Annotated in this window: 13 protein-coding genes; 10 read left to right on the top strand and 3 right to left on the bottom strand. The window is 65.8% G+C overall.

Annotation, left to right across the window (positions count from 1 at the left end; genetic code table 11):
• Window positions 1-603: 603 nt before the first annotated feature.
• Complete coding sequence (locus tag DRB06_RS08145; protein WP_181575233.1) at window positions 604-2937, top strand: PKD domain-containing protein; 2334 nt, start codon at window positions 604-606, stop codon at window positions 2935-2937.
• A gap of 111 nt (window positions 2938-3048) precedes the next feature.
• Here the strand turns inward: DRB06_RS08145 and DRB06_RS08140 are convergent, their stop codons facing one another.
• Window positions 3049-4104: a LacI family DNA-binding transcriptional regulator gene (locus tag DRB06_RS08140; protein WP_111819636.1), complete on the bottom strand. Its 1056-nt coding sequence runs from the start codon at window positions 4102-4104 to the stop codon at window positions 3049-3051.
• 267 nt (window positions 4105-4371) lie between these two features.
• Here DRB06_RS08140 and DRB06_RS08135 point away from each other — a divergent pair, with 267 nt between their 5' ends.
• The 8 genes from DRB06_RS08135 to DRB06_RS08100 all read left to right on the top strand — a co-directional run bounded on the left by DRB06_RS08135 (window position 4372) and on the right by DRB06_RS08100 (window position 18155).
• Entirely contained in the window at window positions 4372-5907 is a 1536-nt protein-coding gene (locus DRB06_RS08135) for an ABC transporter substrate-binding protein (protein ID WP_108968617.1), read from the top strand.
• 40 nt (window positions 5908-5947) lie between these two features.
• On the top strand, window positions 5948-6895 hold the full coding sequence (locus tag DRB06_RS08130; protein ID WP_108968615.1) for an ABC transporter permease: 948 nt from the start codon (window positions 5948-5950) through the stop codon (window positions 6893-6895).
• Entirely contained in the window at window positions 6892-8691 is a 1800-nt protein-coding gene (locus DRB06_RS08125) for a dipeptide/oligopeptide/nickel ABC transporter permease/ATP-binding protein (RefSeq protein ID WP_111819635.1), read from the top strand. The genes DRB06_RS08130 and DRB06_RS08125 overlap by 4 nt, the downstream gene beginning before the upstream one ends.
• Window positions 8688-9539: an ABC transporter ATP-binding protein gene (locus tag DRB06_RS08120; RefSeq protein ID WP_108968611.1), complete on the top strand. Its 852-nt coding sequence runs from the start codon at window positions 8688-8690 to the stop codon at window positions 9537-9539. The genes DRB06_RS08125 and DRB06_RS08120 overlap by 4 nt, the downstream gene beginning before the upstream one ends.
• A gap of 100 nt (window positions 9540-9639) precedes the next feature.
• On the top strand, window positions 9640-12588 hold the full coding sequence (locus DRB06_RS08115) for an alpha-L-rhamnosidase (RefSeq protein WP_108968609.1): 2949 nt from the start codon (window positions 9640-9642) through the stop codon (window positions 12586-12588).
• Entirely contained in the window at window positions 12585-13793 is a 1209-nt protein-coding gene (locus DRB06_RS08110; protein WP_199912512.1) for a family 43 glycosylhydrolase, read from the top strand. Before DRB06_RS08115 ends, DRB06_RS08110 begins: the two co-directional genes overlap by 4 nt.
• Before the next feature lie 60 nt (window positions 13794-13853).
• Window positions 13854-16298, top strand: a complete 2445-nt coding sequence (locus DRB06_RS08105; protein ID WP_108968604.1) for a glycoside hydrolase family 3 N-terminal domain-containing protein — start codon at window positions 13854-13856, stop codon at window positions 16296-16298.
• A 45-nt stretch (window positions 16299-16343) separates the two neighbouring features.
• On the top strand, window positions 16344-18155 hold the full coding sequence (locus DRB06_RS08100) for a DUF5605 domain-containing protein (RefSeq protein ID WP_111819634.1): 1812 nt from the start codon (window positions 16344-16346) through the stop codon (window positions 18153-18155).
• Between the two features lie 131 nt (window positions 18156-18286).
• On the opposite strand, the gene DRB06_RS16125 is transcribed toward DRB06_RS08100, so the two are convergent.
• Window positions 18287-18430: a hypothetical protein gene (locus DRB06_RS16125; RefSeq protein WP_168708182.1), complete on the bottom strand. Its 144-nt coding sequence runs from the start codon at window positions 18428-18430 to the stop codon at window positions 18287-18289.
• A gap of 402 nt (window positions 18431-18832) precedes the next feature.
• Here DRB06_RS16125 and DRB06_RS08095 point away from each other — a divergent pair, with 402 nt between their 5' ends.
• Window positions 18833-19105, top strand: a complete 273-nt coding sequence (locus tag DRB06_RS08095) for a hypothetical protein (protein ID WP_073329038.1) — start codon at window positions 18833-18835, stop codon at window positions 19103-19105.
• 77 nt (window positions 19106-19182) lie between these two features.
• Here DRB06_RS08095 and DRB06_RS16950 read toward each other — a convergent pair whose 3' ends face one another.
• Entirely contained in the window at window positions 19183-19329 is a 147-nt protein-coding gene (locus tag DRB06_RS16950) for a hypothetical protein (RefSeq protein ID WP_395994437.1), read from the bottom strand.
• Between the last annotated feature and the right edge of the window lie 703 nt (window positions 19330-20032).

Here is a 20032-nt window from a genome sequence, read left to right as displayed (position 1 = left end):
CGCCTCGTTGCACACTGGAGGCGGCTCATGGCTGCTGGCGGTCTCAGTAGAACCGCGGAATCGTGCGGATTGTGAGATCGGACTCTGAGGAGAAGTGTGCAATGCGGCGGGCTACGGCGCGAGCGCGCACTGTTCCTCGTCACGGCCATCACTGCATAACCAGGTCTACGCCACATCGAGAGACTTGACTCGAGGAGATCGCAGCTTGTCCACGGGCGGCCGGTCGGTCCTGTGGCGAAGAATCGATGCGGGCGGCAGATAGTAAGCAGGTGGCGTCGGAGATGAATCGGGACCGCTAGCGATGGTGCTCCCATCACTTGCGGTTGACGCATGCCCTAGGTGTTGACAGCATCGCACGGACGGTCTACCTTCCGTATGTAGAACGGTCTACGAACAACTGAAGGGGCGCTGGCGCCTCCTCCGGGTCGACCGTTCACGGTTCGCGCCGTCGATGACGGTGTGCGTGTCTAGGGCCACCCGGCGGGGTGATTGCATGAAGGAAGACCAATGACAGAGAAGCCAATGCCGCCCTCTCAACTACGACCGACATCGTCGCGACGGCGTCGCCCGCTCTGGGGCGGCTGGCGTAGAGGGATACGCCGCATGATTACGCCACCGGGGCGTCTGCTGTGGCTGGGGGCATTCCTGTGTTGCGCATTGTCGTTGATGGCCGGCGGTATGCCGGTCGCCCGCGCCGCCGCGGCGCCTCTGGGGAGTGGTGAGTCGTGTGCTACTTCGACTACGGGTGCGGTTATTGTCACTGCCGAGTGCCTCGACGCTACCTACGCCGATGCCGTCATCGAATCGGAGGAGGATGTTACCTCGCCGACAACGTTGCACATTGTGCGGGGCTACTTCGAGGGGGCGTCATCGCGGTTCGCCGTTTACCTGCCTCCCGCTGGGCAGTGGCAGGGCCGCTTCTTCCAATACACCTACCCGCTCACCGATGAGAACGCCGCGGATGAGACGATCCTGTTCGGTGTTAACTCCGGCGGATACACCGTCCAAGCCTCCGGCTCAAGCGGCTACAGGCACGCGGCGGCGGCCGCCAAAGTGTCCCGTGAGATCGCCGCCTCCTACTACGGCGACGATGGGCGCCATATCTACGGCTACCTGTATGGGCCCTCTGGTGGTTCCTTCCAGACCGTCGGTGCCGTCGAAAACACCACCGGCGTCTGGGACGGCTTTGTCCCCACGGTAATGGGCACGCCCGTGTCCATCCCCAATAACTTCTTCATCCGCGCGATGGGACGATTGGTTCTCGGTGACGTGCGCCAGCAGATTTCCGGCGCCGTACTCAACGGCTCCGATCCGTACGCCGGTCTGAACGATGCGCAGACCCTGATGCTGGAGGAGATGACTGCCCTGGGCGTCCAGCTCGAGGGCTGGGAGGACCCCGACTACCTTCTTGGCTACAGCTTCGATGACGGTCTGCTCGGTTATGTCGCAATGGTGAAGAGGATGGACCCGACCTACGCCGACGATTTCTGGAATGAGTCCGGCTACCTCGGCACCGAAGACTCCCCGTTGGGTGAAGTCGTCAGAGCGGCACTGGTGGATACGACTCTTTCCGTCACTGCTGTGGAGCGCGACGGCGCCGGGTCCCCGGCCGCGCTCATGACGGAGGGTTTTCCCGCTGGTGCCTTGGATGAAGGCCTCGACATGCAGGTACTGGATAACGATGGCGCCCCCGTGGGAGAGCTTGTCGGCACGCTCGACGCTACAACCGGACGCATTCACCTGGATGAGGGGAGCGATGCGGCGGCGTTGGCGGCGCTGGCGGAAGGTACACAGATCGCTGCCGACAACCGCTGGTCGATAGCGGTGCGCTCTTATTACCGCCACCAACTTCCGCCCCAGGAGGAGGGCTTCACGGTATATTACCGCTTTTACGACGACGCCGGTGAGCCGCTCTATCCGCAGCGGCAGTCGCGCATTGCAGGCATGATGGCGAGTTCGATCTCGGGTGGTGCCACCTACTCGGGCCTGTTCCAGGGGAAAGTCATTCTGGTGTCGAACTTGCAGGACGTCGACGCCTACACCTGGCACGCTCCCTGGTATGTCGAGCGCGTGCGTTCGGCCCAGGGCGATGCGGGGGTGGACGAGCGGTTGCGGATCTACGTAAACGAGAACGCCGATCACCTCGAAGGCCCGGTAACCGGCGAGAAGTCGACCCGGATCGTTTCCTACGATCCCATGGTGCAACGAGCCCTGCGCGACTTGGCGGCCTGGGTTGAGGACGGTGTGGAACCACCGGTGTCCACGGCCTACAGGATTGAGGATGGTCAGGTCGTCCTGCCGTCCACAGCGGCGGAGCGGGCGGGTGTGCAGCCCGTGGTGACTCTTGCTGCCGACACCACCACTGCTGAAGTCGGGCAACCGGTCCGATTCGAGGTGAGTGCCGATATGCCGGCGTCCGCAGGAGAGGTGGTCCGTATCGACTGGGAGTTCACCGGAACCGGTGATTACGTCGAGGCTATGCAGACGTCCGAGGAAAACGTACGTGCGAGTGTCGAGCACGTATTTGCTGAGCCGGGTGCCTACTGGGTCACCGTGCGGGCGACGTCGGCTGCCCCAGAAAACTCCGATTCTTTCGCCCAGGTGCAGAACCTCGCCCGGGTCCGCGTGGTTGTGCGGGAAACCGGGGGCCAGTCGGACCCGACTCCGATGTCGACACCCTCGGCCACCGATGCGGCGCCTACGCCGCTCGCGACCCGCCCCGCAGTGCAGTCGGCCTCCACCATCGCGCCGAGTACCGCAGTGACTGCGAGCACGACAGTGCCCGGCGCCGCGGTGTCGGCGACCCCGACGCCATCTGCGGCGAGTGGCTCGGCGAAGACATTGGCCCGGACCGGTGTATCGGCAGTAGCGCTGATGGCAGGTGCTGTATCCGTTCTCGCGCTCGGCGCGCTATTGGTGGCTCGACGACGCGCCTGATTGCGTCCGGTCCGGAGGCGTGCCGAGGTCGTTCGCACGCCTCCGGGCCGTGCTGTGGGTGTCGCAGGTCGGGGCTGCCGCGCGCGAGAACAGGATGGCCCCGGCGAGGCGTCACCGGCGGGCAGGGGGAGGCGCGGTTGTGCTACGAGTCACCAACGTGGGCTCGATGATGCGCCGGGTCGGCTCAGCGCGCCCGTTGATCCGTTCCAACAGTAGGTCGATCGCTGCTTTGCCGGTCTGCTCCCCCGATTGGTCGATGGTGGTCAATGAGACGCGCCGCAAGGCCGTGGTGTGGACATTGTCGTAGCCACTCACGCTCATGTCCCCGGGGACGGTCAGGCCTTGTTCTTCGATATAATCAAGTACTCCGAAGGCGACGGCGTCGGTTCCGGCGAATATGGCGGTAGGGCGATGCCGTCGTGTGAGTGCACGTTCGGCGGCGTCACGTCCCCCGGCTTCCGAGTAGTAGGTCTCAATGACGTCCGGGGTGAGCCCGTGGTTTTCCATCGCTCGGACGAATCCTCGGCGCCTCATCGTTTGCGACAGTAGATAACCGTTCTCAACGCTGGAGAGTGGCATGGTGGTGTGAGCGATCCACTCATGTCCCAGCGACACCAAGTGGTCGACCATGAGCTGTGCGCCATGATGCTCGTCGGTGACGACGGTGTCGAAGAGTTCCGGTTCCCCGTGGAGCGCCACCGTGGTCAGGGGCATGGTCTTGGCCAGTCGATTGAGAGACGCCATGTCGAGCCTGGGGGAGATCAGAATGATGCCGTCGACTTGCAGATCCACAAGCGAATCGATGCGTCTGCGGTAGCCGTCAGGTGAAGTGCCGGCGATTGTCAGGATGTCCTGGTACTGGGTCTCGTTGAGTCGAGAGGCGATGGCCTCGGCCACCTCGAATTGGAAGGGTGAGGCGAAGTCGGTCAGCACCAGACCGATCGTCTGCGAGCTGCCACGCATGGTGCGAGCTCCGGTGCGTGGGCGGTAGTCCAGTTTCTCAATCGCTGCCTCTACCCGCTGCCGCATTTGGTCGGAGACACCGTAGGCGTTCCGGAGCACTTTTGAGACGGCGGCGACCGAAACCCCGGCCTCGGCCGCAACATCCTTGATGGTGGCGCGCTTGCGAGGCTTCGACTGGCCTGATGGTAAGGGAGATGCGGACACGTGGGCATTCTAGATGTAGTGCACCGTTCTACATAGCGTGAGATGGTGGCGTGGCTGTCGCGGTCGTTGCGCGAGGTGGCAGGTCTGGGGGCTTGAGTGGCCGACTCTCGTGTATGTTGCGTCGCGAGACCATCTCCTTGACAACCGTCTTCGGAGGTTCTATCGTCGTCGTAGAACGTTGCACAGTCCGGTTGTGCAAGGTTCCGGCCGACAGTCGACGCCGACTCGGCCAGGAGTTCGTATCCCATCCGTCCAAGGGAGGACATCATGCGACTCGTCACCCGTCGCTCCATGCTCACCGGCTCCGCTGCTGTAACTATCAGTGCGATACTCGCCGCCTGCACCGGAGGAGCCAACAATACCGGCGGCGGTGCGGCCTCCGGAGGCGCCAAGGACACTCTCACCCTTGGCATGACCGCCGATATCGAAGGCTGGGATCCCAACAATCAACCCGGTTATCAGGGCTGGCCGGGAGAGGCGATTTGGGGGCTGGTGTGCCGTCCGAACGAGTTCGGCGAGCTCGAGCCCAGCCTGGCTGAATCCTGGGAGATCAGCGACGACCGCAGGAGCTTCACGGCGCACCTGCGCCAGGGCACCACCTTCTCCGACGGTGCTACAGCTGACGCCGAGGCCGTCAGAGCGAACTTCGAGTTCGCCGCTACCAATGAGGCCACGCGCAGCCTGTACGAGGGCATCACCTTCGATGTTCCTGATGCCCAGACCATCACGCTCACCTGGCCCGAGCCGCAGCCCCTCATGAATGACCGAGTCTCCCGGGTCAAACTCACCTCGCCCGATTTGATCGACTCCGGCAACCTGAACGACAAGCCCGTGGGATTCGGCCCCTATCTGCTTGATGAGGCAGGAACCACCCGCGGATCCGTGTACTCCTTCACCAAGAACGAGGAGTACTGGGAAGCCGACGCCTACCCCTACGCCAAGCTCGTCTGCAAGGTGTACGCCTCCGAGACCGCCGCGCTGAACGCCCTCAAGACCGGACAGATCGACGGCACCCTGGTTAACGCCCAGTCCTACGACGAGGTGACCGGCTCCGGGTTCGAGGTCAAGGAAATGAACGGTCAGACCACCCGGCTGCTGCTCACCGACCACAAGGGCGAGATCATCCCAGCTCTGGGTGATGTCCGCGTGCGCCAGGCCATCAACATGGTCTTCGACAAGCAGGCCATGGTCGACAACCTCTACGCCGGCCACGGCGAGGTCTCCCACCAGATCTTCCGCCCCGGTTCCACTGCATACCTAGATGACCTCGCCGACCCGTACCCCTTCGACGTAGACAAGGCCAAGTCCCTCATGGCCGAGGCCGGCTACGCCGAGGGTTTCGAGCTTGAGCTACCCACCATGGATGGCCAGAACCACGACGTGCTCATGCCCTACGTCACCCAGCAGCTCGCCGAACTGAACATCACCGTCAAACAGGTGCCGCTAACCGGAGCCAACGCCATCGGCGACCTGCTCTCGGGTACTTACCCGGTGGTGCTGTGGCAGCTGGGCAATATCGGCGACTCCGCCCAGGACATCGACATCGTGGTACGCGACACCGGCTACTGGAATCTTGAGCACCAGAAGGACGAGTACGTCGACGAACAGTGGGACATCATCTGCACCGGCACCGACGAGGAGGCCGAGGCCGCGCAGAAGGCCATCAACCAGTACATCATCGACCAAGCCTGGTTCGCCCCCATGGTCAACCCCACCTCCTTCTACGCCCACACCGCCGACGTCGTCATTGACAACGTCTCCGATATTGAAGGCCTGGCCCCCAAGCTCCGCGACTTCCAGTAAATCGCCGCACAGGCTGGAAACCAGACAGGAAGTATTGATCATGCTCACCTCGGTATTGAGGAACCTGCTGCGATCGGTGGTGGTCCTCGTGGTTGTCACCTTCGTGGTCTTCTTCCTCATGTACGGCAACGGCCCGGGCATTGCACGGGCGGTCATGGGGATGCAGGCCGAAGTCACCGAAGAGAATGTGGCCGCCAAGATGGTCGAACTAGGGCTCGACCAGCCCCTCCTGGTTCAGTACGGGCACTGGGTGCAGGGCCTGTTCACCGGAGACCTCGGCCGCTCCTTCTACACCGGCCAGTCCGTGACCGAGGCTCTGGCCACGCGCGTGCCCGTCACCCTGGCCATCACCGCTGTCGCACTCGTCCTCACGGCACTGCTCAGCGTGCTGCTGGGTGTCACCGCGGCGGTCAAGGGCGGTCGGATCGACCGGATACTCCAATTCCTTTCAATCCTTGGAACCGCGGTTCCCTCATTCATCACCTCGATCGTCTTGGTATTCCTCTTTGCGATCTTCTGGCGGGTGCTGCCGGCCACCGGCTATGTATCCCCGGACGTGTCGCCGGGAGGGTGGGCCGCATCCATCACCCTGCCCGTGCTCGCCCTGCTCATCGGCGCCGTCTCCAGCGCTGCTCAGCAGTTCCGAACCGCCACCCTCGATCAACTCGGTAAGGACTATGTACGCACGCTGCGCGCCCGCGGCGTGAGCGAGCGAGCCGTCATCTTCCGCCATGTGCTGCGCAACGCCGCTGCACCGGGACTGACCGTCCTCAGCCTCACCGTCTTCTCCCTCCTGGGCGGGGCGGTATTCATCGAGCAGGTCTTCGCGCTCCCGGGTCTGGGACAGCTCGCCAACTCCTCGGCGCAGATATTCGACGTACCCATGGTCATGGGGACCGTCCTGGTTACCGCCGTCATCGTACTGATCGTCAACTTCCTGGGCGACCTTGCGATCACCCTCCTCAACCCGAAGGCGAGAACACGATGAGCACGCCAACTCCCACAACCGAAACAAACGTCTCAGATCCTGTTACAGATACCTCCGCCGACGATGGCAGACAGACCACGGATAGCAGCGTATTACTCCGACTCCTGCGCAACCCCCTCGCGGACATCTGCCTGCTAATTGTGGCAGCGGTCGTCCTCACCGCCATCTTCGCCCCGCTGCTGGCTCGGTACGGCCCGAATGTCACCGACCTCGCCGCCACCAATGCGGCCCCGGGTACGCCCGGGCACCCGCTCGGCGGCGACGGCTCGGGGCGGGATATCCTCTCCCGCCTCATCTGGGGCTCCCGGCAGACCGTCGTCTCCTGCCTGCTCATGCTCGGCGTCTCCCTTGCAGTGGGCGTGAGCAGCGGACTCGTGGCCGGCTTCTACCGCGGCCGCTTCGAAACCGTGGCCGGCTTCGTAACCGACGTGCTCATGTCGCTGCCCTCCATCATCCTGCTCATCGCCCTGTACGCGGTCACCGGCCCGAACATCCCGGTCATGATGGCCGTCTTCGGCCTACTGACCGCGCCGACCTACTACCGCCTGGTGCGCTCCGTGGTCGTGTCGGTGCGAAATGAGCTCTACGTCGACGCCGCCCGCGTCGTCGGGCTGTCCGATGCCCGCATCATCGGCCGCCACATCCTGTGGGCCGTACGCGCCCCCATCGTCATCCAGGGCGCCTTCATCCTCGCCTCCGGCATCGGCACCGAAGCCGGTATGTCATTCCTCGGGCTCGGCGACCCAGCCGGCGTCTCCTGGGGCGTCATGCTCCAGGTCTCCTTCAACGGCATCTACAACAACCCCGTTGCCGTGGTGTGGCCCGCGTTGGTCATCTCGGTGACTATCCTCGCGCTCATTCTTCTGGGCAACGCCCTGTCCGATGCACTCCAGGCCTCCGCCCGGGCGCGCGTCGTCACCCGCCGGCAACGTCGTGACGCGCTGGAGGCCACCACTGCCGCTCACCGGGACGACGCCGTCGCAGCCCCGGACGCGCAGGCCGCCGTCTCCATCCGCGGCCTCCGAGTCGGCTACACCACGGACACCGGCTTCCGGGAGGTCGTCCACGGCGTCGATCTGGACGTCCACAAGGGCGAGATCCACGGGATCGTCGGGGAATCCGGCTCCGGCAAGTCGCAGATCGCCTTCTCGGTGCTGGGCATCCTCCCCAAGGAAGCGCTCAAACTGGGCGGCACGATCATGATCGACGGCGTCGACGTGCTCGCCGACGAGGAGGCCATGCAGGCCACCCGCGGACATAAGGTCGCCTACGTGCCGCAGGAGCCCATGAGCAACCTCGACCCGTCCTTCACCATCGGCAAACAGCTGGCATACGGCATGCGCGCCGTCACCGACCTGTCGAAGGAACAGATACGGGAGCGGACCATCTCCCTACTGCACTCCGTCGGCATCGACGACGCCGAACGCGTCATGGGCCTGTATCCGCACGAGATCTCCGGTGGCATGGCCCAGCGGGTACTCATCTGTGGTGCACTCGCATGCGAGCCGGATGTCATCGTCGCCGACGAGCCGACCACCGCCCTGGACGTCACCGTGCAGGCCGAGGTCCTGGATCTGCTGCGCGAGCTCGCCCGCGAGCGCGGCCTCGCCCTCATTTTCGTCACCCACAACCTCGGCGTCGTCGCCGACCTGTGCGACACCGTCTCGGTCATGAAGGACGGGGAGATCATCGAGACTCAGGACGTCGAATCCCTGTTCGCCCACCCCCGCGAGGAGTACACGCGCGACCTGCTGTCCTCCTCCCTCAGCGTCGAGCTCATGGAGGTCGAGTCATGACCAGCACGAAGGCCCAAGCCAAGTCCACCGGCACTCCACTCCTGGAAGTCGATGAACTCGTCGTCACCTTCCCGGGTGCCAAGCGGGGTGCGGGCACCACCGTCATTCACGGTGTCAGCCTCGACCTGCACGCAGGCGAGACCCTTTCCGTGGTCGGTGAATCCGGTTCCGGCAAAACCACGATCGGCCGCGCCATTCTGGGCCTGGCCCCCGTCTCAGGCGGGGAAATCCGCTTCCGCGGCAGACGCATCTCCAATGTCTCCCGCAGTGAGCGCCGCGCCATCGCCAGAGACATTCAGGTCGTCTTCCAGGACCCGTACACCTCGCTGAACCCCGCCATGCGAATCGGCGACATTCTCACCGAACCCCTGCAGGCCGCCGGCATTGAGAACTCCCGGAAACGAGTCCTGGAGCTGCTCGACGCCGTCAACATGCCTGCGGACACCGCGGGGCGTTACCCCCGCGAGTTCTCCGGCGGCCAGCGCCAACGCATCGCCATCGCGCGGGCGCTCGCGTTGGACCCCGCCGTGATCATTTGTGACGAGCCCACCTCCGCCCTGGACGTCACCACCCAGGCCCGCGTGCTCACGCTGTTCGAGGACATCCAGCAGGCCACCGGCGTCGCCTACCTGTTCATCAGCCACGACCTCGGCGTGGTCAACCGCGTAAGCGACCGCATCGCCGTCCTGTACCAGGGACGGATAGTCGAACTCGGCGACGCGCACCAGGTGGCCACGGCACCGGCGCACGAGTACACGCGCCGGCTGCAGATGGCGGCGCCCGTCGCCGACCCGGTCAAACAGCGGTCCCGCCGCCGGGCGCGCCTCGCCCTGGCACACACCGCATGACCCCGGCGTCCTACCCGGTGGTCGTTCCTCCTCGCGTCCACCGGGTAGGGCGTTACCGCCAACCGTCCATTTATCCACCAAACCCTCCGGAGACTCCGCAATGTCCGCTCACACCGCCCCGTCAGTCGTCGATCTGCGCTTCGAGCATCATCGCGCCGCCGCACGACTACTGGCCGTCGAAACCGCCACGCCACGCCTGTCATGGCGGATCAGCGGTGCTCCCGACGGGTGGCGTCAGGAGGGCTACGAGGTGGAGGTCACCCGCGCAGGAGGGGAGGGACACGAAACCGAAGTGGCGACGGTCAAGTCCGCGGAGCAGATCCTTGTGCCCTGGCCGACGACGCCGCTGGCCTCCCGCCAATCCGCTACCGTCCGCATCCGCGTGCGCGGGAGGACGGACCACGTCGATCGCGCCGCTTTTCCCAGCGGCGCAGAAGCCGCGCAACCCGGGGCGGGCGCGCCGCCCGCGAGCGCCGAAGACTCGGCGTGGTCGCCGTGGTCCGCCCGGGTCGAGGTCGAGGCGGCCCTCCTCGATGCCGCGGAGTGGGAGGCCGCCTTCATCGCCCCGGTCGACATCGGCGGCGTCGGCGAGCGAGCGCCCGTCGTCTCCCGGACGATCGAGGTGCCAGACGGTCTACTCACAGCCCGTCTAAGGGCCACCGCCCACGGCGTCTGTGAGCCCAGCATCAATGGCGTACGCGTGGACGACTCCGTCCTCAACCCCGGCTGGACCTCCTACACCCACAGGCTCCAAGTGGTCACCTGGGACGTCACCGAACTGCTGCAGCCCGGCACCAACCGGATCGATGTGCTCCTCGGCAACGGCTGGTGGCGCGGACACCTCGGCTACCTGGGCGACGCGGCGGTATACGGCGACCGGCTCGCCCTGGCCGCCCAGCTCGAGCTCACCGCGGCCGACGGCACCCGCACTGTCATCGTCACCGACGAGTCCTGGACCGCCGCCGAGTCCGCCGTCGTCGCCGATGACCTGTACGACGGGCAGACCACGGACCTGCGTCTGGCCGACTCCGGTGCGTCCGCCCACCGAGTTGAGATCGTGTCCGCCGCCCCGTCCGGCGCCGCTCGTGGCGCGACATCTCCAAAGCTCGTTCCCCAGGCCGCGCCCCGCATCCGTCCCACCGGCGCTCTGCCCGCCCGGCGGGTCTGGAACTCGCCGAGCGGCAAGACTCTGGTCGACTTCGGACAGAACGCCGTCGGCGTCACCCGTCTGACCGTCCGCGGGCTGGAAGCTGGCACCGAGATCACCATTCGCCATGCCGAGGTCCTCGAGGACGGAGAACTCGGCACCCGCCCCCTGCGCGGGGCGCGCGCCACCGACACCTGGATCCTGCCCGACGCCGGAGAACACGTCCTCCGGCCCACGCTCACTCTCCATGGGCTGCGCTATGCCGAGGTCTCCGGTGTTCCGGACTTGGCCGCCCAGGACATCGAACTGATAATCATCGGCTCCGACCTGGAACCGGCCGGCACCTTCGCCTGCTCCCACCCGCTCCTGAACCGGCTGCATGACAACGTCGTGTGGTCGACACGCGGAAACTTCGTCTCCATCCCCACCGACTGCCCCCAGCGCGACGAGCGGTTGGGCTGGACCGGCGACATTCAGGCCTTCGCACCCACCGCCGCCTACCTGTTCGACACCACCTCGTTCTTGCAGTCCTGGCTGACCGACCTAGCAGCCGAGCAGTACGCGGACGGAGGCGTGCGGCACTTCACCCCCACCTTCGAACCGGCCGTGAGGCAGGCTCCCGCAGCCGCCTGGGGAGACGCCGCCACCCTGGTGCCCTGGGCCGTCTACGAGGCCACGGGCGACCCTGAGGTGCTGCGTGCCCAGCTGCCCTCTATGCGCGCCTGGGTGGACCGCGTTGCCGCGCTGGCCGGGGAGGACCGCATCTGGTCTGGTGGTTTCCAGTTCGGCGACTGGCTGGATCCGACCGCCCCACCGGACCGTCCGGCTGACGCGAAGGCCGACCCCGACGTGGTCGCCACCGCCTATTTCGCCCGCTCAGCCCGCGTCGTCGCCGACACGGCAGACAGACTTAACGAGGCCGTCGTCGCAGCGCATTACCGGCGTCTGGCCGATGAAGCACGTGCCGCCTTCAACCGCGCCTTCGTCACCCCCGCCGGCCGGATCCACTCCGACGCCCAGACCGTCTACGCGCTCGCCATCTGCTGGGGCCTGCTCCCGACCGCGCAGCAGCGGGCATTCGCTGGGGAACGCCTGGCCGATCTGGTGCGCCTGTCAGGATTCCACATCGCCACCGGCTTCGTCGGCACCCCGCTGGTCATCCCGGCCCTGGTCGCCACCGGGCACGCCGACGTAGCCGGCCGTCTGCTGCTCCAGACCGAGTGCCCATCATGGCTGTACCCGGTGACTATGGGGGCCACCACTATCTGGGAGCGTTGGGACTCCATGCTTCCCAACGGGGACATCAACCCCGGGGAGATGACCAGCTTCAACCACTACGCGCTGGGCGCCGTCGCCGACTGGCTGCACCGGGGCCTGGCGGGACTGTCGCCCGCAGTACCGGGGTGGGGGCACGTTGAGATTGCGCCTGCGCCCATCGACGGCGTCACCTCCGCCGCCACCAGCCACCTGAGTCCCTACGGTCGGATCGCCGTGAGTTGGGAGGTTCACAACGGCGTCCTGGAGCTCACGGCGGACCTGCCCGTTGGCGTGACCGGCACGGTCCGCCTGCCCGACCACTCACCGGACACTGCGGCCGTGGACATCGGCCCCGGCCATCATGCCTTCGCGGCGCCGCTGCCCGCCCGCGAGCGGCCGCGCCCCCGGACCGTGCGCGAACTCATGGACGACCCCGCCGCCTGGGAGGCGCTCATCGCAGTAATGGCGGACGCCGGGGACCTCACCGTCGACTCCGCCGGTCTGGCTCGTCGCATGCGACCGCTGCTCGACCGGCCGCCGTCGACTATCGCCCCCGAGTTGACGCCTGACCCCCGTTTCGCCCCACCTGGCCTGCGGGAGCGGATCGAGACCGTGATAGGTGCTGCCATCAAGGAGCTGCGATGAGCATGAACGTTCCGAACCACCCGCCAGTGGCCGGCACGAATGATGCGGATGCGTCACCTTTCCACGTCGCAGCATTTCCGTCCATTCACCCGGAGTCCCTACCGGATGCGGGGCGTGTGTGTCGCCGCACCTGCTTCACTCCCGGACGTCCCTGGTACGACACCGAGGGCAAACGCATCCAGGCCCATGGCGGATCAATCATCGTCGTCGACGGCGTCTACTACTGGTACGGCGAGAACAAGGAGCGCACCACCCCCGACGGTTCCACCTGGCACTGGGGTGTGCGCGCCTACCGCTCCACCGATCTGTACAACTGGGAGGACTGTGGGCTGATCATCCCGCCGGAGCCGGACGATCCCTCCTCCCCGCTCCACCCGGCCGCGAAGCTGGACCGTCCACACATCGTCTTCAATGCGGAGACGGGATTGTTCGTATGCTGGGTCAAGGTCATGAGCCGACACGGGCAGCGCTCCAGCGTGCTGGTTGCGGACAATCTGCTCGGCCCCTACCGGATGGCACACCGAGACTTCAAGCCGTTGGGCATGAACGCCGGCGACTTCGACCTGGTCGTGGACCCCACCGACGCCAAGGGCTACTACTACTACGAACGGGTCCACTCCGAACTGATCTGCGCCGACCTCACCACCGACTATACCGACGTCACCGGCTACTACTCCACCCACTTCCCCCGGCTGCAACCTCCCTACGTGCGTGAGGCCCCCGCATACTTCGAGCGGGGAGGGCACCACTATTTGATCACCTCTGGGACCACCGGCTACCTGCCCAACCCATCCATGGTCGCAACCGCTCCCAGCTACCACGGGCCGTGGAGTGAGCAGGGCGATCCACACGCCGGTGATATCACCGGAACCTCTTACCGTTCGCAGATCTCGTCGGTCTTCCGGCATCCGGGCAAACAGGACCTGTACATCGCGTTGGCCGACCGTTGGCTGCCCGCCTGGAACGGTGACGCCCGCCTGGTGCAGCAGGGCTTCGCCGAGCGGTTCAGGCCCATGGGCGGGCAGCGCGCCGACGCCGAGACAATCCTGGACCCCGCGCCCAGCCCCGCCGTCGAGGCCTCTCTCTATGAACTGAATGGCGCCGACACCGCCGTGGCCGACTATGTCTGGCTCCCGATTCGCTTTGACGACGACCGCGTCCGGATCGACTGGCACGACGAGTGGCGCGTCGAGGACTTCGACTGACCGCCGACTGCGGCCGCAACAGATTGCCTGCAAATGCACGACCCGATAAGGAGACCCCGAATGCACAGCGCACCCTGGTTGGACACCAGCCTCAGTCCGGCGCAACGCGCCGACCGTCTACTCGCAGACATGCCCACGGCCGAGAAGCTCAGTCAGCTGCAATGCGTGTTCCCCCGCAGCTGCGACGCCGACACGGACATCCAGGCCGTTGTCGCGGGGACGCCGCTCGGAGTCGGTCACGTCACCACCCTGGAAATGCGACGAGTCACCGATCTTGCCGAGGTGGCGGCGTTCCAGCGCCGTCTCCAGGCCGAGATCATTGCCCGTCAGCCCCACGGCATCCCCGCGGCCTTCCACATGGAGGCCGTTTGCGGCGCGTATCTGCCCGGTGCCGTCTCCCTCCCCAACGGAATCGGTCGCGGCGCCTCCTTCGACCCGGAGCTGGAGAAGGAACTCGGACGGATCGTCGGCGCTCAGGAACGGGCTGTCGGCATCACTTATTCCCTTGCCCCAGTACTCGACATCGCCCGAGACCCCCGCATGGGACGTTTCGGCGAGGCCTACGGCGAGGACCCCACGTTGGCCGGTGCCCTGGGTGCCGCCTTCACCCGTGGCCTCCAGGCCGACGACGGCACCGGCCGGCGCACCGAGGCGGTTGCCAAGCACTTCGTCGGCTTCCACGGCTCAGAGGGGGGTATCCATGGTGCTCACGCACCCGTGACCGCCCGCCTCCTGCGCGAGGTCTACGCCAAGCCCTTCCAGGCTGCTATTAATGCCGGGCTCGGGGGCGTCATGCCCTGCTACAACTCGATCAATGGCGAAGTCGCATCCGGCTCCCGCAGCCTGCTCACCGGCCTGCTCCGCGAGGAGATGGGATTCACGGGTGTGGTCGTCTCCGACTACGGCGCCATCGGCAACATGCACGCATTCCAGAAGGTCGCCGCGACCTTCGCCGACGCGGGGCAACGCGCCCTTACCGCCGGCATGGATGCCGAATGGCATGAAATCCAGGGGTTCAACGATGAGCTTGCCGCCCGCTTCGACTCCGGCCGGGCGGACATGGCCGCGCTGGATCGTGCAGTGCGCCGAGTGTTGGAGGCCAAGTTCCGCATGGGACTGTTCGAGGATCCCTACGCCCGCGAGGGGGCCGGACTGACGGTCCCCTTCACCGGAGTCGCTCGCGAGCGGGCCCGTGAGACCGCCCTGCGCAGCGCCCGCGAGTCCATCGTGCTGCTGCGCAACGACGGTATCCTGCCGTTCCCCGCGACGGGCGACCGCGCCCCCGGACGCGTGCTCGTCGTCGGCCCCCAGGCCGTGAATGCCCGCTTCCACTTCGCCGGTTACACGCACGAGTCCATGGCCGAGGGCGTGCTGGCCGCGCGTGCCTCCATGGCCGGCACCATCGATGCCGACGCCGAGACAACCACCGGATACGACACGATTCCCGGAACGCCCGTCCAGTCCGACGAACGGGAGGAATTCGACGCCATCCTGGACGCCTTCCACCCCGATGCCCGCTGTATCCTCGATGAGTTGCGTGAGCGCCTGGCCAACAGCGAGATCGATTGGGTACGTGGATACGAAGTCGCGGGAGACTCCGACGCCGGGTATGAGGAAGCGCTTACGGCGGCAACGGATACAGACCTCGTCATTCTCATGCTCGGCGGCAAGAACGGGACGGGTTCCATTGCCACAATGGGTGAGGGAATCGATTCGACGGAGGTGGGTCTGCCCGCCTCGCAGGAGGGGCTGCTGCGACGGATCGAAGCGCTCGGCGTTCCCGCCATCGGCATTCACATGGATGGTCGGCCCGTCTCCTCCGATGCCGCCGATGGGCTCAGCGCCCTACTTGAGGTGTGGAACCCGGCCGAGGTCGGGGGACAAGCCATCGTTGACGTCCTGACCGGCGCCGTCGACGCTACCGGGCGCCTGCCCGTGTCCGTCGCCCGCAGCGCCGGACAAGTGCCGGTCTACTACAACCACCCCAACGGTTCCCAGTGGCATCAGGGCGAGTCGGTGGGTTTTCCCGAGTACGTCGACATGCCTCACACTCCGCGTTATGCGTTCGGATACGGCCTGTCCTACACGTCTTTCGCATACTCCGAACTTGAGTTGGACGCTGAGTCCATCGCGCCCGACGGCACTGTGTCGGCACGCGTCACGGTGACCAATACCGGGGAACGGACCGGCACCGAGATAGTCCAGCTCTACGCCACCGACCGCTACGCCACGACGACTCGTCCCGTTCAGGAACTAATCGGCTTCCAGCGCATCGAACTTGCGGCCGGTGAGTCTGCCATCGTCGTTTTCGAGGTGGCTCCGAGCCTGCTGGCCCTGCTGGACGGGGACATGCACTGGATGGTCGAGGCCGGAGATGTGGATCTGCGGGTGGGCTCCTCCAGCGATAATGTGCGTGCAGAGGCATCCTTCCGAGTCACCGGGTCCGACGCCGTCGTTGGGCGCCACCGCACTCTGCGCGCACCCGCTCGCATCGAGCAGCCGTGACGGATGCGGCTGTCATCCTCATTCACATCGTCGGAGGCGATTGCTATGAACCACTTCAGCCCGCAATCCACCCTGGGGGCGGTCCTCAGCGTGCCGCAGGCACGCGCTCTCCTTCAACACGGCATCCCGTGGCTTACCGACCTCCAGGTCGCCGTCGAACACCCCGAGTTTCCCATCGGCGGGCTGCTGGGGATCACGCTCGGCTGGGACAACCCCGCGCGTGCCGAGCTCCTCGCCGAGCTCGCCGAACTCGAGGATCCCACTTTGCTGCCCGTGCGCCGCGCGGCCCGCCCGCTCGCCGCGCCAACGCTAGAACAGCAGGCGCGAGCACGATTGAGCGCCCCGGTGTCGGCCCGCTGCTACGAGCCCGTGGAGGTAACCGTTACCATTCCCGGCGCGGGAGCCCTACTGCGTGACGTCGAGATCGCTGGAAGTGTCACCCTCACCGCCACACTCGTTGACGTCGACGCGGCCGATGTGGAGTCCGCCGGCCCGGGCGCCGATACCGGAGATACGACCGGAGACAGCCGTATACGGACGTCCGTGAGAGTCTTCTATCGCCGCGGCGACGAGCTGGCCGCCCGCTTCCTGCCCGAGGTGTCCGGCCACTGGCGCTTGCGTGTCGACGGGATCGCTGCGGTCGCTCCGCTCGAGGCGGAAGTCGATGTCCACCCGGCGGGCATAGGTGAGCACGGGCCTGTGCGCGTCGTCGCCGGGCACTTCGCCCATGCCGATGGCCTGCCTTTCACGCCCCTGGGCACCACCGCCTACGCCTGGATTCATCAGGGTGCCGACATGCGCCGCCGCACCTTGGAGACGCTGGCGTCCAGCGGCTTCAACAAGCTCCGCATGTGCATCTTCCCTAAGCATTACGACTACAACCACGCCGATCCGGAATCCGTCCCCTTTCGCTCGGCCGGCCCGGGAGAGCGCGAGTGGGACTGGGACGCGTTCGATGCAGACTTCTTCGACAGGCTTGAGCAGTGCGTGCGGGAGCTGGGGCACCTCGGGATCATCGCCGATCTCATCCTCTTTCACCCCTACGACCGTTGGGGCTTCGCGGAGATGACTCCGGACGTCGACGACGCCTACCTGAGGCACGTGGTCCGGCGTCTGGCCGCCTTCCCCAACGTGTGGTGGTCCATGGCCAACGAGTACGAGCTGCTGACAACTAAGCGCCTCTCGGATTGGGACCGTCTGGGGCGGATTGTGGTGGAGGAGGACCCGGTGGGGCACCCCATCGGCGTACACAACATCTTCGAGCCCTTCGACGCCTCCGCCGACTGGGTCAGTCACGTGTCCTTCCAGGGCGGAGGCTACGAGATGGGACGGAAGGTGGACGAACTGCGAAACCGCTTCGGCAAGCCGGTCGTCATCGACGAATACGGTTATGAGGGCAACCTGGAGCACGAGTGGGGAAACCTCACCGCTGAGGAGGAGCTGCGTCGTTTCTGGGAGGGCATTATTCGCGGCGCCGGCATGACCCACGGTGAGACCTACTTCCATGAGGAGGGGATCTGGTGGGCCCACGGCGGTGTCCTGCGGGGTGAGAGCTGGAAACGCATTGCCTTCCTGCGCCGGCTCATCCAGGAGGCCCCGCGTGGGCGGCTGCTGCCTGCGCCTCCCGGCCTGGGTATGAAGACTGCGGTCGATGGGGATGACTACATGTTGACCTACTTCGGCGGTGCTCAGCCCTACCGGAGCGCCGTGACGGTTCCCCAGGGCCGCACCGCGGCGATCGATGTGATCGACACCTGGAACATGACAATCGAACAAGTCGCCACCGGCGCGAGCGGAAGCGTGGAGGTGGCACTGCCCAGCCGCCCCTGGATGGCCGTGCGCGTGCGCTGCGACTGATCCAGCGGTCATTCGGAGTCGCCGTGGACGTTGATGCTCTGATGATTCACCTTGCCCACCGGAAGACCGCGGACGCATAATGGTGGGGAGCCACCCGGATGCAACCCGGATGACTCCCCGAGGCAGATAGTTCAGTTGAACCACCTGCCGAGGGCGTCGGCAAGGACACCGACGGCCCGGACTAGACGAGCGACAGCACTGATCAGTTCGCTCGTCTGCCGGGCCGTTTCCTTGTCCCTGCGGACCTTGCGACGCTTGTCCTTCGACTTGGCCACAGCCCCCACCTCCTTCCTGGCTCCTACCTTCCCGGCAAGGACATGAAGCGTTCCGGGAGGAGGTGCCGAAGAAGGCATCTCAAGCGTATATGACCGGTGTGGTAGTAATCGGAGGGTTATCGGCTATGACCGCAACGTTCATAGCGCGACGAGTTGGGCCGCCATCACTTATCTGGACGTCCCGGCGTGTATCAGGGGCTGCACGGGCTGTCTCTTTTTTCTTCAGTTACGCCACTTCGCTGTTGGGTACGCTGGTTAGCGGTTTGCTGAAGGCTCCGGAGGCATACAACCGACGGCGAACCCGCGTAGTAGACGTCCGATCAGCGCAGTAGACGCACTGGGGCCTTAGGCCCTGGATGGCTCGCGGCAATCGAACTCGGGCTCGGTTAGGAGGAACCGGTGATGAAGTACACGACCAAGAGCGGCAGGACGCTCACAGACGATGACATTGAGGCACTCGCGCGGGCGGCCGAACGCGGCGACTTTCCGGGCGAGCCGGGCGCCTTCGTCGTGGGCCCGCCCGGGCGCCCGCGGCTGTCTGAGGAGGAACTCGTAACGGTCGCCTTCAAGGTGCCGCGTTCCCGACGCGATGCGCTGGACCGCAGGGCGCAGGCGCGTGGGGAGACCCGAAGCCAACTGCTGCGCGAGATCCTCGAACGCGAACTCGCGTCCTGAATGGCGACGCTCCAATCCGCATCTTCCCTCCAGCGAGCAAACGGTCGAGGCGCTCCTTCCGGCCGCCTCCCGTGCACCTAAAGCGGTCGGTAGGCGAAGCGCTCCACCGTCGCGGTGCCGCTGATGGCGCGCACGCCCACGACCCGGCCGGTGAAGCCGCCGGCCACCTCGGTGGACAGGTAGCGGCCGTCGAACCGGCCCAGCTCTACGTCTCGCCCGTCCAGGCTCGCCCCGAGTGCGACCTACACGGGCCGAGTACGACCTGGTACGCCCGAAAACGTCCCGCACGCGCCGAGTACGACCTCGTGTACCCCAATCCCTACCGAATGATGAGGGGTTCGGGCTTACGAGGACGTTCTCGGCCGATGGGCGATGGTCGAATACGTCCTCACCGACCCCACAACCCCCTTCTTGCGCCCACCCCGTCCATGGTCACCGACAACGTCCCCTTACACCCGAGGACGACCCCCACCCACCGAATACGACCTTCCATGCCCGAACACGACCCCTGGCAACTCCGCGGCAGTCAGGCAGCCCGCCCCACAGCCACCTGCCGCAGTCGCGAGGCCAACCGAGGAGCGGCAAACAGTAGTGATGGCGCCGTTACGGATCATCCCGGAGCCGTGTACCACATACCGCGGCCTGTTAGTGCCAGGCGTACCTGATCACGCCCCACCCTTGACTGGCCCCGACCTTTACCTGCCACTTCAACGAAAAACCCCGATCCAACACACATCCACGCCGACAACACTTTCCTTGTCCCTGCGGACCCTGGGCTGATAATCCAGAACTGCAGGGTGTTCGCCGAGGAACCCCGAGCTCAGGTGGCGGGGTTGCACGCAACGACTGTTGGCATGACCCGGACTGACCCGTAGTATTTGTTGGTATTACGCGAAAAACGTGGTTGAGTTTGAAATGGATGATGAT

The sequence above is a fragment of the Actinomyces sp. Z5 genome (assembly GCF_003287795.1).
GTDB lineage: Bacteria > Actinomycetota > Actinomycetes > Actinomycetales > Actinomycetaceae > Actinomyces > Actinomyces glycerinitolerans.
This window is presented reverse-complemented; position numbering and strand designations above follow the sequence as displayed.

Bases quoted from the DNA above. Each gene is read 5' to 3' on its own strand.
- DRB06_RS08145 (WP_181575233.1), top strand. From the start codon at position 604: ATGATTACGCCACCGGGGCGTCTGCTGTGGCTGGGGGCATTCCTGTGT.
- DRB06_RS08135 (WP_108968617.1), top strand. From the start codon at position 4,372: ATGCGACTCGTCACCCGTCGCTCCATGCTCACCGGCTCCGCTGCTGTA.
- DRB06_RS08130 (WP_108968615.1), top strand. From the start codon at position 5,948: ATGCTCACCTCGGTATTGAGGAACCTGCTGCGATCGGTGGTGGTCCTC.
- DRB06_RS08125 (WP_111819635.1), top strand. From the start codon at position 6,892: ATGAGCACGCCAACTCCCACAACCGAAACAAACGTCTCAGATCCTGTT.
- DRB06_RS08120 (WP_108968611.1), top strand. From the start codon at position 8,688: ATGACCAGCACGAAGGCCCAAGCCAAGTCCACCGGCACTCCACTCCTG.
- DRB06_RS08115 (WP_108968609.1), top strand. From the start codon at position 9,640: ATGTCCGCTCACACCGCCCCGTCAGTCGTCGATCTGCGCTTCGAGCAT.
- DRB06_RS08110 (WP_199912512.1), top strand. From the start codon at position 12,585: ATGAGCATGAACGTTCCGAACCACCCGCCAGTGGCCGGCACGAATGAT.
- DRB06_RS08105 (WP_108968604.1), top strand. From the start codon at position 13,854: ATGCACAGCGCACCCTGGTTGGACACCAGCCTCAGTCCGGCGCAACGC.
- DRB06_RS08100 (WP_111819634.1), top strand. From the start codon at position 16,344: ATGAACCACTTCAGCCCGCAATCCACCCTGGGGGCGGTCCTCAGCGTG.
- DRB06_RS08095 (WP_073329038.1), top strand. From the start codon at position 18,833: ATGAAGTACACGACCAAGAGCGGCAGGACGCTCACAGACGATGACATT.